This is a genomic window from Streptomyces sp. TLI_185 (genome assembly GCF_003814765.1).
GTDB lineage: Bacteria > Actinomycetota > Actinomycetes > Streptomycetales > Streptomycetaceae > Streptomyces.
In genome coordinates this window covers 6,391,256-6,405,723 of sequence record NZ_RKRB01000001.1, presented here as the reverse complement: position 1 = coordinate 6,405,723, position 14,468 = coordinate 6,391,256, and the positions used below count along the sequence as shown (strand labels likewise).

The window sequence follows — 14,468 nt, the reverse complement described above, 5'->3', positions numbered from 1 at the left end:
CCACGCATGGCTGACATTCAGGGCTCGTACGACGGTCTGTTCACCGCGGTGCCCAACCAGCTGGCGGAGTTGCTGGACGCCGGAGACACGGGCGGCTCGGTGGCCGTCTTCGTGGACGGCGAGCCGGTGGTGGACGTGTGGGGCGGGTTCGCCGACGCCGAGCGCACCGTGCCGTGGGAGCGGGACACGATCGTCAACGTCTTCTCCGTCACCAAGACCATGACAGCGCTGTGCGCGCTCGTCCTGGCCGACCGTGGCGAGCTCGACCTGGACGCGCCCGTGGCCCGGTACTGGCCGGAGTTCGCCGCGGCGGGCAAGGAGCGGGTCCTGGTCCGGCATCTGCTCTCGCACACCGCGGGTCTGCCCGACTGGGACGGACCGGTCGAGGAGATCTACGACTGGCCGTCCGCCACGGCGCGGCTCGTCGCGCAGGCTCCGCAGTGGGAGCCGGGCAGCGCGGCCGGGTACCACTCGCTCACCCAGGGGTTCCTCGTCGGCGAGGTCGTCTGGCGGGTCGGCGGGCGGAGCGTGGGTGAGTTCTTCGCGGACGAGATCGCCGGGCCGCTGGGGGCCGACTTCCATATCGGGCTGGCCGCCGAGCACGACCGGCGCGTGGCGCTCACGGTGCCGCCGCCGGGACGGGACGAGGAGTACACCGCGAGTGCACCCGGCAGGGGTTCGACGCCCGCCGCGGGAACCGCCCTTCGGGTCCGGGACGGCAACAGCGTGGCCTGGCGCCGTGCGCAGATCCCCGCGGCGAGCGGATTCGGCAACGCCCGGTCGGTTGCGCTGGTGCAGTCGGCGATGGCCTGCGGAGGGGCGCTGCAGGGAGTGCGGCTGCTGTCGCAGGCGGGGTGCGACCGCGCCTGGGAGGAGCAGTTCAGCGGCGAGGACCGGGTGCTGGGCATGCCGGTGCGCTGGGGCCTGGGCTATGGACTGTTCGGCAACACCTACGGTTGGGGCGGCTGGGGCGGCTCGCTGGTGATGATCGAACCCGAGGCCCGGATGGTGGTGGCGTACGTGACGAACCAGATGCGCGAACCCGCCGACGACAACCGGGGGTTGGAGATCGTCATGTCCGCCTACGACGGTCTCGTGGGACTGCGGGCCTGACGGGAAGAGGGAAGAAGGTGGGGGCACTGATGGACGGTCGCAGCAGTCGTACGTTCCTGATCGGGGGTGGCTGGGACGCGTCGGCCGCGCGGGCCGTCTACGGGCCCTTCCTGCGGGCGGCCACGGGGCCGCGCATCGGCTGCGTCGTACTCGACGAGGGGGACGGCAACGAGCAGTTCGGCCGGTACGACGCCGTACTGCGCAAGGTCGCCGACTGCAGCCCCGTACCGCTGCTGGTGCCGCTCGGCGGGGAGTTCGACCTCGGCAGTGTGCAGGGCCTGGACGGGCTTCTGGTCTGTGGTGGGCTGACGCCCGCGTATCAGGAGGCGTTCGCCGGGTGCCTGGACCGACTGCGGTCTGCTCTCGCCGAGTTCGGTATTCCGTACGCCGGTTTCTCCGCCGGGGCCGCGGTCGCCGCGCGGCACGCTGTTGTCGGAGGGTGGCTCGACGACGGCGTACCCGTGTGCCACGAGGACACCGCCGAGGACCTGGAGGAGATCGGCGTACGGGCCGGGCTCGGGCTGGTGCCCTTCTCCGTGGATGTGCACGCCGCGCAGTGGGGGACGCTGCCGCGCATGATCGCCACCGTCGCGAAGCACGGACTCGCGCACGGCGTCGCCATCGACGAGAACACGGTCGTGGAGGTCGGCGCGGACGGAAGCGCCCGGGTCTCGGGGCTCGGGCGCGCGCACTCCGTGCGACCGTCCGCCGAGGGGAGTGTTCTCGTAAGGTCCTACGGAGCCGGCGGGTTCATCCCAGGCATCGCCGACGCCCCCGCCGGGTGAAGCGGCAGATCAACTCCCGCTGCCGTACGGCCTGGTGATGATCTCCAGGTTGTGGCCGTTGGGGTCGTCGAAGTACGCGCCCCGGCCGCCGTCGTTGTGGTTGATCTCGCCGCCGCGGTGGTGGTACGGGTCCGCCCAGTAGGTCAGTCCCGCTTCCTGGATGCGGCTGAAGATGGTGTCGAAGTCGTCCTCGGACACCAGGAACGCGTAGTGCTGCGGCGTGATGTCGCCGTCCGTCTCCATGTAGTCGAGGGTCACGCCGTTCGGGATCTGGACGGGGATGAAGGGGCCGAACGGCGGGCTGATTTCCAGCCCCAGGATGTCGGCGAGGAACTGGGCCGACGCCTTCTTGTCGTGAGCGGCGACGATGGTGTGGTTCAGCTGCACGTTCATCGTGTGGGCCTCCTCACGCCCAAGATAACTCCGAAGGGCAGACCAGGTAAGCCTCGCCTCACAACGGCGGGGGCCCCGGCGTCGCCTTCCGCCGGGGCCCCACGTGTCAGACCTGCCAGACCTGCCAGACCTGCCAGACCTGTCAGATCGTCGCCGTGTCGATCACGAAGCGGTACCGGACGTCGCTCGCCAGCACCCGCTCGTACGCCTCGTTGATCTGGTCCGCGCTGATCACCTCGATCTCGGCGCCGAAACCGTGCTCGGCGCAGAAGTCGAGCATCTCCTGGGTCTCGGCGATACCGCCGATCATGGAGCCGGCGAGGGTCTTGCGGCCGGCGATCACCGAGAAGAGGTTGAGGGCGATCGGCTCCTCGGGGGCGCCGACGTTCACCAGCGCACCGTCCCGCTTCAGCAGCGACAGGAACGCGCCGAAGTCGAGCGGGGCCGAGACCGTGGAGAGGATCAGGTCGAAGGAGCCCTGCAGGTCCTTGAAGGTCTGCTCGTCGCTGGTCGCGTAGTAGTGGTCGGCGCCCAGCTTGAGGCCGTCGTCCTTCTTGCGCAGGGACTGCGAGAGGACCGTGACCTCGGCTCCCAGGGCGTGCGCGATCTTGACGCCCATGTGGCCGAGGCCGCCCATGCCGAGGACGGCGACCTTCTTGCCGGGGCCGGCGTTCCAGTGCTTCAGCGGGGAGTAGGTGGTGATGCCGGCGCACAGCAGCGGCGCGGCCACGTCCAGCGACAGGGCGTCGGGGATGCGGACGACGAAGTTCTCGTCGACGACGACCTTCTCCGAGTAACCGCCGTAGGTGGGCTCGCCGTCCTTGCCGACGGCGTTGTACGTGCCGACGTTGCCGCCGGTGCAGTACTGCTCCTCGCCGGCCTTGCAGCTCTCGCACTCCCGGCAGGAGTCGACCAGGCAGCCGACGCCCACGCGGTCGCCGACCTGGTGCTTGGTGACGCCCGGGCCGACCTCGGAGACGATGCCCGCGATCTCGTGACCGGGGACCATCGGGAAGATCGCCTCGCCCCAGCCCTCCCGCGCCTGGTGGATGTCGGAGTGGCAGATACCGGCGAACTTGATGTCGATCAGGACGTCGAACTCGCCGACCTCGCGGCGCTCGATGGTGGTGCGCTCCAGCGGAGCCTTCGCGGCGGGGGCGGCGTAAGCGGCAACAGTGGTCATGCCGAGGGGTCTCCTAGCAGTGGTTACGCGCCCGGCTGCCTTCTGACCGGGCATGTTGCTCAGCATGCCGGACCGTACGGACTTCACCCAGGCCACGCTTCTGCATACGCCCACTGTGCCTACCACTGGCGGGGTCAGGATGGTGTGCGTACGACAGTGAATACTTGAGACATGGACGAACAGCCCGATGCCGTACACGAGCCCGCCGGGGCTCTGGACCGGCGTGCCGAGCTCAGCGAGTTCCTGCGCACCCGGCGCGCCCGCCTGAAGCCGGAGGACGTGGGGCTGCCGGACTTCGGCCGGCACCGGCGGGTGCCCGGGCTGCGCCGCGAGGAGCTGGCGCAGCTGGCGGGCGTCTCGGTGGCGTACTACACGCGGCTCGAGCAGGGCAACGGGCGGAACGTGTCGGCGGAGGTGCTCGACGCCATCGCGCGGGCGCTCAGGCTGACGGACGCCGAGCATGCCCACCTCACGCACCTCGCGAAGCCGAAGCAGCACAAGAAGAAGCCGGCGGCGCGGTCGCAGCAGGTGCGGGGCGCGCTGCGGCAGCTGCTGGACTCGATGGACGGGGTGCCCGCGTACATCTCCGGGCGGCGTTCGGACATCCTCGCGTGGAACGGGATGGCCGCGGCCGTCTTCGGCGACTGGGGGGAGCTGCCGGCGCAGGAGCGGAACTGGGCGCGGCTGGTGTTCCTGAGGCCGGAGTACCGGGAGCTGTTCTTCGACTGGGAGCAGAAGGCCAGCGACGTCGTGAGCTACCTGCGGATGGACGCGGGCTGCTACCCGGACGACCCGCGGCTGTCCGCCCTGGTGGGCGAACTCTCCGTGAAGAGCGAGGAGTTCAGGCGGCTGTGGGCCACGCACGACGTCAAGGAGAAGGGGTACGGCGTCAAGCGTCTGCACCATCCTCTGGTCGGTGACCTGACGCTCAGCTTCGAGTCGTTCCGGTCGGCCGACGACGACGGTCAGGCGCTGACGACGTACCACGCCGAGCCGGGGTCTGCGTCGGCGGAGGCGTTGCGGTTGCTGGCCAGTTGGGGCGCTGACGCTACTCGGGCGGGGCATTCGGCGCCGTCCGCCTGAACCGTTGCCCGGCGTCGGCGCACCCCTGCTGGGGGCTCCGCCCCCAGACCCCCGCTTTCGGCCTGAACGGCCTCGTCCTCAAACTCCCCCGCTCTCGGCTTCGCTCGAGCGGGGGACCCCCATGACGGGCTGAGTGATACCGGCCGGTGCTGAAAAGGGACCCTCGCCCCCGAGAGAAAACCCCTCATCCCCGGTACGGCGGCATGCTCCCCCAGCTCCACCTCGGCACCGGCTGCTCCGCCGGTGGCTTGGCATCCGGGCTCGAGAAATAGACGGCGAGCCGCGTTCCCCACTCCACATACGCCACGAACGCCGACCGGAACTCGGCATCTGTCGGGAGTCCTGCGTCGTCCGCGGCGTCCTGGATGAGGTTGACCCAGCGGCGGCGCTGCGGCTCGGTGATGTGTTTGCCGAAGTGCTTGGTGACCATGTGGCCGTGGCCGCCCTGGGTCAGGGAGTAGGTGGCGGGGCCGCCGAAGACCTCGCCGAGCCAGAGGGCGACGTGCTCGGCGTGGTCGGGGGCGAGGTCGGCGAAGAGCGGGGCGAGGAGGTCGTCCTTGAGGACCTTGTCGTAGAAGACCGACGTCAGACGGGAGAAGGCCTCGGCGCCACCGGCCCAGTCGTACAGCGTCGGCACCGACGAGCCCGTGCCTCGTACCGTCGTCGGCTTGTAGTGGCGCATCTCCTCGATGTTCTCCACGTACGGGCGGATCTCCGCGAGGAAGTCGGGGAACAGGTCCGAGCTGCGGAAACCCTCCATGTGGTCCTCGGTCGACGTCCAGGTGATGCGCAGGACGTAGTGCTCGAAGTCCTCCTCGCAGCGCGCGAGTTCGTAGTCCACGCACTGCGGTGCCGCAGCCAGCTGGACCGCGGCTCGCGTGTAGGCGGCGAGGAACTCCGCCGAGCGGTCTTCCGGGATGCGGTAGCGGATGTACTCGACGGTCTGTGTGGTCATGCGCCCACGGAAACACGGACCGCCCGCCGGAAGCTGTACTTCCGGCGGGCGGTTTGCTCAGCGCTCAGCGAACCTGCGGCTCACTTCGCGTAGTACGCGTTGTAGATCGAGATCGTCGACTTGTTGTTCTTCTTGTCGGTGATCTTGGCGTGGAAGGAGATGGCCTTCCCCTTCTCCGGGTTCTTCACCTTGATCTTGCCGCCCACGACGTCGAGCTTCGTCCAGGTCTGGCCGTAGTCGTACGACACGTACACGGACAGCGACTTGAGGTTGCTGCCCTTGGCGGCGCCCTCGACGGTGACCGGGATCGACACCGTCTTGCCGGCCTCCACCTTGTTGTCCAGGCCGGTGGCCGCGTTGAAGCGGACCGTGGACGCGGGCAGGGTCGCCAGGTCGGAGGTCTTCTTCGAGCGGAACGTCCAGCTCGCGTCGATGCGGGTCGAGGCCTCCGCGACCATGACGCTGCGCTTCACGGACGTCGTCAGCTTGTACTCGGCCTCGCCGGACGGGACCTTGAACTCCTTCTCACCGAACAGCGGGTCGTCGTTGGAGCCGACCTTGGTGCCGTTGCGGTACAGGGTCGTGGCGACCGCGGTGAGGTCCGAGGAGCCGGCGTGCCCTGCCCCGTCGGTGAACAGCGGCAGGGAGCCGTAGATGCTGTTGCCGTCGCGGAAGAGCCCGAAGTACTTGTTCAGGTGCGGGCCGAAGACCGCCGTGTTGAAGGTCTTCGTGTACTTCTGACCCGCCTTGAAGGTCTGCGGGTCGCCGAGCGTGGAGGAGGCCTCCGGGATCGGGAGACCGCTCGCGTCATGGCCCTTGATCTGCACGAAGTCCCACGTCCACTGGATCTTGTCGGACGTCGACAGGTACAGCGTGCGCGCACCCGGCAGCTTCTGCTCCACGCCGTCCGCGAAGACGGCGTCCTCGGGGAACAGCCCGATGGGCAGCAGGACACCGGTCTTCCCGGGGGCTCCCGAACCGAGGTTGTTCTTCACCGTGGCGAGCTCGCTCGCCTTGAAGTGGCGGACCTTGTCGCCCTGGATCTTCTTGACCTTGGCGGTGGTGGCCACGTCGTACTCGGCGTCGTCGCCCTTGGTCCACTGGCCGTTCCAGGTCTGGTGCAGGCCCGTGACCTCGCCGCCCAGCGGCGCCATGCGCACGTCGGCGAAGGACTTCAGGCCGAAGCCGAAGCCGCCCGCGGGGTCATAGCTGTAGCTGATCATCCCGAGCTGCTGCTTGGCCTGCGCGTCCGGCACCGTGATGTCGGCCGCCCTCGTCCTGCGGGCGTCGATCGTCACCGTGGTGTTCTTGGTGACGCTCAGCTTCGGCTGGACGAGCCAGTCGAGGCCGCCCTCGAAGTGCACGAAGTCCTTCGCGATCCAGGCGTCCAGCAGGTAGTCGCCCTTGGGCAGGCGCATGGTCGTCGTACCGGAGTCCGAGACGGTCACCGGGTAGCCGCGGCCCTCCGCCAGGCCCGAGTAGCCGAGCAGGATGTCGTTGTAGTTTCCGGTCGGCTGCCCGTCACGCCCGATGTGCTTGAACGTCACGCTGTACGACTGGACCTCGCGCTGCACACCGGCCGCGGTCCGCACACTCTGGCCGCCGCCCGTCGCCGTCACGTACGCGGAGTACGCGCCGTCGAGCGTGCCGCCCAGCTTGGTGTTGACCGTCAGGTTGACGGAGGCCTTGCCGCCCGCCGGGACGGTCACCTTCGTCGCACCGAGCTTGAAGAAGCCCGCCGGGGCCGCCTGACCCTTGGGGTTCGTGGCAGCGGCGGACAGGTTGAGCGTGACGTCCTTCGTACCGAGGTTGCGGTACGTCACCTTCTTGGTGACCGGCTTGTCGTCGGTGTGCGGCCACTGCTGCACACCGAAGCTCACCGACACCGGGTCGGCGATCACCGTCTGCTTGATGGCCTTGTCGACGGCGATACGGCCCGCACCCTGCTGGAACGCCGTGTACTTGCCGCCCTTCGCGGAACCGGTCAGCGCGCCCTTGAGCTCACTGAACTTCCAGTCCGGGTGCTCCTGCTTGAGGATCGCCGCCGCGCCCGCGACATGCGGCGTCGCCATCGACGTACCCGAGATGGTCAGGTAGCCGGGCGGGTTCTCGCCGACCTCCTGGTCGATGACGCTGCCCTTGGCCGCGGCCGCCGTGATGTCCACGCCGGGCGCGGTGACGTCCGGCTTGATGGTGCCGTCGACGGTCGGGCCGGTCGAGGAGAATTCGGCCAGCTTGTCGTGGTCGTCGACAGCGCCGACGGTGAGCGCGTCCTCGGCGCTGCCGGGCGAGCCGATCGACTCCGGGCCGGCGTTGCCCGCGGCGATCGCGAAGAGGATGCCCTTCTGCTCGGACAGCTTGTTGACCTCGGCCTCGAGCGGGTCGATGCCGGGCGCGTCCTGGCCGCCGAGGCTGAGGTTCACGACGTCGGCGCCCTGCTCGGCCGCCCACTCCATGCCGGCGAGGATGCCGGAGTCGTCACCGGAGCCGCTGTCGTCGAGGACCTTGCCGTTGAGGATCTTCGCGCCGGGCGCGACGCCCTTGTACTTGCCGCCCGACTTGGCGCCGGTGCCCGCCGCGATCGACGCGACGTGCGTGCCGTGCCCGAAGTGGTCGGTGGCGTCGGCGGCGGTGGAGAAGTTCTTGGACTCGACGACCTGGGTCGCCAGGTCCGGGTGGGTCGCGTCGACACCGGTGTCCAGTACGGCGATCTTGACACCCTTGCCGTCGTAGCCGGCGGCCCATGCCTTCGGTGCGCCGATCTGCGGGACGGACTTGTCGAGGCTGGCCTTGCGGGTGCCGTCGAGCCAGACGTGCGCGATGCCCGAGGCGGTCCTGCCGCCGTTGGTGACGGCGTCCCACAGCTCGGGCGTTTCCTTCTGCGGGGTCTGAACGGCGTCCGCGTTCAGGGACTTGAGGGTCCTGCGGAGCGTGCCCGCGTCACGGACGTCGGCCTTCGCTCCGGTTGCCGCGCCCTGGTAGCCGACGATGACCTTCAGTCCCTTGGCCTGGGACTTGCGGGTCGCGGACTTGTTGAGCTCGGTGATGTCGAACAGCCGCTGGTCGAGCTTGCCGGTGGCGACCAGCCGGGCCGCGTCCGCCGGTACGACGAGAGTGTGCCCGTCGGCCTTGCGGAACTGAACGGGTATGTGCTCGCGTCCCTTCGCCCGCTCCAGGCCGACGACACGGCCCTTGGAGTCGACGACCACGCGGTCGCCGGTGATCAGGGTGATGCGGTGCTTGGACGTGAGCTGAGTCTGCGGAGCAGTCGTCGACTGCTCCGGCTTCGCGGACGCCGGGCTGGTCATACCCGCCGCAAGGGCCACGGCGGCCGCCGTGGCAACGGTGGCCGCGCATGCTCTTTTCACTTGTCTGCGCAAGTCTCCCCCTGGAGATGAAGTACCGGGTGCTTTCCCCTGTCACCCGGCCGGGGGCGGTCCCGCACACATGAACGCATGCACCCCCCGGGATACGCAGTATGCCGGGGGGTGATCAGGGACCTCAATAGATGAGAGGAAGGTAAGAGGCGGGCCTGAGCACTGTTACGAGCCGGTCCCAAGGCCGTTACCGTTCCGCGTAGTTACGCGCCCGCGTTCTCCTTGACGGTGAGCTTGCCCTTGCGGATCGTCGCCAGCCGCGGGGCCTTCCTCGCGATCGCGGAGTCGTGGGTGACCATGATGAAGGTCAGCCCGAGCTCCTTCCACATGCGCTCCAGCACCTCCATGATCTCGTCGCGCATCGACTCGTCGAGATTTCCGGTGGGTTCGTCGGCGAGCAGCACCTTCGGCTGTTTGACGAGTGCTCTGGCTATGGCGACGCGCTGCTGCTGTCCTCCGGACATCTCGCCGGGCAGGTGCCCCAGCCGCTCGCCGAGACCGACCGAGGTCAGCGCCTCGGCAGCCCGCTCGCGCCGCTCCTTCACCTTCACTCCGAGGGGTACGAGAGCGGTCTCGACGTTCTCCTGGGCGGTGAGGGTCGGGATCAGGTTGAAGGACTGGAAGACGAAGCCGATGTTCTCGCTGCGGACCTTGGTGAGCTTGGCCTCGGAGAGCCTGGCCAGGTCGGTGCCGTCGAGGACGACTTCGCCGGAGGTGGGGCGGTCCAGACCGCCGAGCATCTGGAGGAGGGTGGACTTGCCGCCGCCGGTGGGGCCCTGGATGACCAGCCGGTCGCCGTCGGCGATGGAGAGGTCGACGCCGTCGAGGGCGTGGACGGTGTCCTTGCCTCGGGTGTAGCGCTTGGTGAGGTTTCTCAGTTCGTACATGGGGGCTCCTGGGATCGGTTCGGGGGTGGTGCGGGTTGCTTTTCGGCTGCGGGTGAGTGGGGGCCGGTCGCGCAGTTCCCCGCGCCCCTTGAAAGCCGCTGCAGCCGCGGCCAGTCGTATGCCGCCGTCCGCCGCAGCTGCGGGCAGTCGTGCCGCTAGGGGCGGCACCCGTCCCAAAGAGAGCGGCACCCCGCAAGCGCGGGCCGAGCACACCGCCCTGCCCCAGCGCAGCCGACGTCAGCTACTCGACGCGCCTGAGTGCATCCGCCGGCCGCAGTCGCGACGCCCGCCAGCCGCCGAACGCCCCCGCGATCAGACCCCCCGCAACCGCCAGGGCCACCGCCAGCGCAATGGTCGTAAGGTTCACCGGTGCCGTCAGCGCAACCTCCAGCGTCTTCGCCGCCCGTCGCCCGGGCCCACCGAAGCCGCCCCCAGGACCCCCGGGCCCGCCCGTACCGCCGCCGCCCAACTGCGCCTGCAGAGTGGGGCTGATGGCGGTCACGACGTACGCCCCCGCCAGACCGAGCCCGATGCCGAGCGCGCCGCCGACCAGACCGTTGACCATGGCCTCACCGACGACCTGCCGCGTCACCCGCCCCGACTTCCACCCCAGCGCCTTCAGCGTGCCGAACTCCCGCACGCGCCGCGAGACAGCAGAGGACGTCAGCAGACCCGCCACCAGGAACGCAGCCACCAGCACCGCGATCGACAGCCACTTGCCGACGTTGGCCGCCAGGGACGACGCCGTGGACAGCGACCCGGAGACCGTCTTCGCAAGGTCGGCCGACGTCGTGACCGTCGTACCCGAGACGTTCTTCTGGATGGTCGACTTGACGGAGTCGATCTGCTGGGAGTCGGTCGCCTTGACGTAGACCGTGGTGACCTTGTTCTTCTCGCCGGCCAGCGTCTGTGCCTGCTTCAGCGGGATGTACAGGTTGGCCGCCGCGTCACCGCTGTCCGCGGTGGCGATGCCGATCACCTTGAACTTGACGCTCTTGATGGTGACGGTCGAACCGACCTCGTACTTCTTCTCCTTGGCGTACGCGGAGTCCGCCACGACGACCTCGGCGTCGGTCTCGGTCGCCTTGAAGGTACGGCCGCTGGTGATCTTCGACGAGGTCAGCGGGCCGAGCGCGGTCTTGGTGACGTCGGTGCCGTACACCGTGTACTGGTTGATGTCGAAGTTGGCGCCGCCGCCCTGGACTTCGCCCTGCGCCTGCCCGGTGCCGCCGCCCGCCCCACGACCCCCCTGACCGTTGCCGGAGTTCTGGTTCTGCTGGAACTGCCCTCGGGTGAACCGGCCGTTGACCTTCACCACGTTGAGGCTCAGTCCGCCCACTGCGGACGAGACGCCCTTCTGGTCCCCGACCTTGGTGACGGTCGAGGAGGCCAGGGTCGTGAAGCCCTGCACCAGGACCCGGTCGCTGCTCTGCGTCGAGTCGTCGTCGTTGCCCCGCGCGTCGAACTGGAAGCGCGGACGCTGGGAGTTGCTCGCGGTCGGCGTCGCCGCCTTGGTGACCGTCATGTCCGTGCCCAGCCCGTACAGCGACTGGAGGACCTTGTCCTGCGCCTTGCCCATGCCGGACGACACGGAGCTGACCACGATGACGAGCGCGATGCCGAGGGCAAGACCGGAGGCGACGACGAGGGCCGCCTTTCTGCGGCGGCGCAGTTCGCGCCTCAGGTAGGTGAAGAACATGCGCCGCAAGCTAGGGAAGCCCCGTGATGACTCGATAAGCCCGGCATAAGAGCTGCATGAGAAGGCTGTCCGCAGGCCAGGAGTGAGCCCGCACGGGGCTGTCAGAAGGCGGAGCCGGGTGTCAGACTCGCCGCGTGCAGCACCGATACGCATACCAGTACCCATACCGAAGACGGCCGGTGTGGCCCGTTGTGCTGCTCGGCACGGTGTGCGGCCTGGCGGTCCTCGCCGCCGCCGGCCTGTGGGTGTACGGCGCCTACAGCATGTCCGACCCGGCCACGTCCCTCCTGTTCGGCATCCGGGTCGACGGCTCCCGCATCTCGGTCAAGGCTCCCACCTGCCCCACGGACGAGGTGACCATGGTCGAGGTGTACGACAGCGACTCCGAGGGGCTGCTCTGGCGGGCCCACGGTCCGAAGACGCCCGAGGGGATCCGGGGCTCGCTGACGCTCTGGAAGGCGGACGACTTCCGGAAGGCGGCTCCACGGACACCACCGGCCCGCTTGCCGACGAACCTCGATGTCTCCGTCACATACACGGACGGGGACGGCACGGGAGACGCCTTCGACCTCCGCAAGGTCAGGGCCGCCCATCTCCCCGAGGGACGCTATTGGACGTACGACGGCCCCAAGACCGCCGCCCAGCTCGACGCACAACTCGGGTGCCGCGCTTGAGGTGCGTCGGCAACACAAAGGCGGCCGCCCTGAGGGCGGCCGCCTTGTGTCAGTGAAATCGAGCGAGGCTCAACCAAGTTGCGGGATCAGACCGCCGAACCGGCCTTCCAGTCCGCCCAGCTGAGGTTCCAGCCGTTGAGGCCGTTGTCCGGCTGGACCGTCTTGTCGCCGGTGTTGGAGATGACCACGACGTCGCCGACGATCGAGTGGGTGTACATCCAGTAGCCGGCCGTGCCCGTGTCGTTGGCGCCCTTGGTGTCCGAGAGGCCCACACAGCCGTGGCTGGTGTTCACGGAGCCGAAGATGGACTTCGCGCCCCAGTAGTTGCCGTGCAGGAAGGTGCCGGAGTTGGTGAGGCGGATGGCGTGCGGCACGTCCTTGATGTCGTACTCGGCCTTGCCGTCGTTGTCCGTGAAGCCGACGGTCGTGCCGTTCATCCGCGTCTGCTTGTACTTCTCGGACATCACCATGACGCCGTTGTACGTCGTGTGCTCCGGCGAACCGGCCGAGATCGGGATGGTCTTGATCGTCTTGCCGTCCTGCGTGACCTTCATCTGCTTGGTCTTGGCGTCGACGTACGAGACCTGGTTGCGGCCGATGTGGAAGGTGACCGTCTTCTGCTGCACGCCGTAGACCCCGGAGGCGCCCTCGACACCGTCGAGCGCGAGCTTCAGCGTGACGGTGGAGTTCTCCTTCCAGTAGTTCTCCGGGCGGAAGTCGAGGCGGTTGGCGCCGAACCAGTGTCCGACGACCTCCTGGCCGCTGCTGGAGGAGACCGTGATGCCCTTCTGGACCGCGGCCTTGTTGGCGATCGCCTTGTCGAAGTTGATCGACACCGGCATACCCACGCCGACGGTGGTGCCGTCGTCCGGCGTGAAGGTGCCTATGAAGCTGTTGGCCGGAGCGACCGTGGTGAACGAGGCGTTCTCGTGCGCGACGCGACCCTCGGAGTCCTTCGCCACCGCCGCGACCTTGTAGGTGGTCGAGCGCTCCAGCTGGGCGTTCGGCTTCCAGCTGGTCTTGTCGGCGGAGAGCGTGCCGGCGACGGCGGTGCCGCTCTCGGTCGTCATGGTCACGCCCGTGAGCGTGCCCTTGCTGACGGTGACGGCCGCGGAGTTGTTGATGGAGGCGTTGTCGGAGCCGTCCTTGGGCGTGATCTTGATGTCGGCCTCGGACGGCTTCTTGGCCGCCGCCTCGTCGGCCTTGGCCTGCGAGGTGTCGTTGTTCCCGCCGGAGGCCTTGTCGCTGCCGCCCGAGCACGCCGAGAGCACCAGAACCCCGCCGAGCAGCGCGGACGCGGCCGCCAGGCCCTTGCGCCGCTTACTGTTCGTCATCACACGCTTCTCCATCGTTGCCGTATCCCCAAAAAACCCCGAGAGTCCCCGTTAACGAACTTCAACGCTACGACCGGTTGGTCCCGTTCCACATATCCCGTAGGTGTGGGGCACGCCACGTCCGCCGAGGCGTTTGGTGCGGGGCTCGGGACGAAAAAACCCCGGACGGCGATTGCCACCCGGGGTCACGTTTTCCCAAGCCGCTCAGGAGACGCCGTCGGCCCCCTCGTCTTCGTCGACATCATCCTCGTCCAGGTCCCAATCCGGCGAATCGGGGTCGTAGTCGATGGGCTCGCTCGACCAGGAGGCCTGCGCGAGGTCGACCCCCGGCACCTCGCTCACCAGGTCGAACGGGTCGACGAGAGAGGCCAGGGCCTCCGCCGTGTCTTCCGTCACAGCCCCCTCGGCGTGCACCCGCTCATCGGCCGGCATGTCGGTTTCGGCGGCGAGTCGCCGCAGCGCCGCCTTGGTCAGTGCGCCGGGGTCTTCAATTTCGAGGACGAGTTCCACCCGAAGGCGGACAAAACGTGATGTCTCTTCAGTGTTCATGCCCGGAGCGTAAGGCCCGGGGCTCCCGTGACTTTCCTGTGACCCGCGCCTTTCACTAACATCGCCCCACACGGCCAATTCGCCAGCGCCACAAGGGGATCGATATTCCGTGTCATCCGCTCGTCGTCCGTTGCTGACCGCCACCGCCGCAGGCACCGTCCTGTGCGCCCTGTGGTTCGTTCCCTCCGCCAAGGCGACCGGGGAAGAACCGGCGAGAACAGCCTCGTCGACGGCCCCGACCTCGCAGGTCACAGCGCAGGCACGGGCCGTCTCGGAGTCCACGGACAGCTCCGGCCCCCAGGCCCAACTCGCCGACACGGGAAGCCCCGACACCACCCCCTACGTCGTCGGCGGCACTCTCTTCCTTGGCATCGGCGCCGGGTTCGTGGCGTATTCGGTGCGCCGGGAACGCCTCGGCTTTTGAATTCACTTGACG

General features: G+C 68.6%; 13 protein-coding genes. 5 read left to right on the top strand and 8 right to left on the bottom strand.

From position 1 onward, the window contains the following. The first annotated feature begins 6 nt into the window (after positions 1-6). Together EDD92_RS29625 and EDD92_RS29620 are read left to right on the top strand one after the other, a co-directional pair. Positions 7-1,113 carry a serine hydrolase gene (locus EDD92_RS29625; RefSeq protein WP_123967157.1) on the top strand — a complete coding sequence of 369 codons (1,107 nt, stop codon included), beginning with the start codon at positions 7-9 and terminating at the stop codon, positions 1,111-1,113. Between the two features lie 29 nt (positions 1,114-1,142). Then, positions 1,143-1,898 carry a Type 1 glutamine amidotransferase-like domain-containing protein gene (locus tag EDD92_RS29620; RefSeq protein WP_123967156.1) on the top strand — a complete coding sequence of 252 codons (756 nt, stop codon included), beginning with the start codon at positions 1,143-1,145 and terminating at the stop codon, positions 1,896-1,898. Between the two features lie 9 nt (positions 1,899-1,907). Here EDD92_RS29620 and EDD92_RS29615 read toward each other — a convergent pair whose 3' ends face one another. Together EDD92_RS29615 and EDD92_RS29610 are read right to left on the bottom strand one after the other, a co-directional pair. Beyond that, a complete protein-coding gene (locus EDD92_RS29615) occupies positions 1,908-2,291 on the bottom strand; it encodes a VOC family protein (protein ID WP_123967155.1) in 384 nt (127 codons plus the stop codon). A gap of 142 nt (positions 2,292-2,433) precedes the next feature. Further along, on the bottom strand, positions 2,434-3,474 hold the full coding sequence (locus EDD92_RS29610; protein WP_123967154.1) for an NAD(P)-dependent alcohol dehydrogenase: 1,041 nt from the start codon (positions 3,472-3,474) through the stop codon (positions 2,434-2,436). A 171-nt stretch (positions 3,475-3,645) separates the two neighbouring features. Between EDD92_RS29610 and EDD92_RS29605 the strand changes: the two genes are divergently transcribed. Next, positions 3,646-4,557 (top strand): helix-turn-helix domain-containing protein, encoded by a 912-nt coding sequence (locus EDD92_RS29605; protein WP_123967153.1) that lies wholly within the window; start codon positions 3,646-3,648, stop codon positions 4,555-4,557. 184 nt (positions 4,558-4,741) lie between these two features. Here the strand turns inward: EDD92_RS29605 and EDD92_RS29600 are convergent, their stop codons facing one another. From EDD92_RS29600 to EDD92_RS29585, 4 genes are all read right to left on the bottom strand, one after another. Then, entirely contained in the window at positions 4,742-5,512 is a 771-nt protein-coding gene (locus EDD92_RS29600) for a group II truncated hemoglobin (RefSeq protein ID WP_123967152.1), read from the bottom strand. Between the two features lie 80 nt (positions 5,513-5,592). After that, positions 5,593-8,880: a S8 family peptidase gene (locus EDD92_RS29595; RefSeq protein ID WP_260326830.1), complete on the bottom strand. Its 3,288-nt coding sequence runs from the start codon at positions 8,878-8,880 to the stop codon at positions 5,593-5,595. Positions 8,881-9,092: 212 nt separating this feature from the next. Continuing rightward, the gene (locus EDD92_RS29590; protein WP_123967151.1) at positions 9,093-9,776 is read right to left on the bottom strand and encodes an ABC transporter ATP-binding protein; all 684 of its coding nucleotides are present in this window, start codon (positions 9,774-9,776) and stop codon (positions 9,093-9,095) included. Between the two features lie 241 nt (positions 9,777-10,017). Then, positions 10,018-11,475: an ABC transporter permease gene (locus EDD92_RS29585; RefSeq protein WP_123967150.1), complete on the bottom strand. Its 1,458-nt coding sequence runs from the start codon at positions 11,473-11,475 to the stop codon at positions 10,018-10,020. A 134-nt stretch (positions 11,476-11,609) separates the two neighbouring features. On the opposite strand from EDD92_RS29585, the gene EDD92_RS29580 reads away from it, so the two are divergent. Then, on the top strand, positions 11,610-12,149 hold the full coding sequence (locus EDD92_RS29580) for a hypothetical protein (RefSeq protein WP_123967149.1): 540 nt from the start codon (positions 11,610-11,612) through the stop codon (positions 12,147-12,149). An 86-nt stretch (positions 12,150-12,235) separates the two neighbouring features. Here EDD92_RS29580 and EDD92_RS29575 read toward each other — a convergent pair whose 3' ends face one another. Together EDD92_RS29575 and EDD92_RS29570 are read right to left on the bottom strand one after the other, a co-directional pair. Further along, on the bottom strand, positions 12,236-13,483 hold the full coding sequence (locus tag EDD92_RS29575) for an Ig-like domain-containing protein (protein ID WP_260326829.1): 1,248 nt from the start codon (positions 13,481-13,483) through the stop codon (positions 12,236-12,238). A gap of 204 nt (positions 13,484-13,687) precedes the next feature. After that, a complete protein-coding gene (locus EDD92_RS29570) occupies positions 13,688-14,032 on the bottom strand; it encodes a hypothetical protein (protein ID WP_123967147.1) in 345 nt (114 codons plus the stop codon). Positions 14,033-14,141: 109 nt separating this feature from the next. Between EDD92_RS29570 and EDD92_RS29565 the strand changes: the two genes are divergently transcribed. Then, entirely contained in the window at positions 14,142-14,456 is a 315-nt protein-coding gene (locus EDD92_RS29565; protein ID WP_030929859.1) for a hypothetical protein, read from the top strand. Positions 14,457-14,468 lie beyond the last annotated feature (12 nt).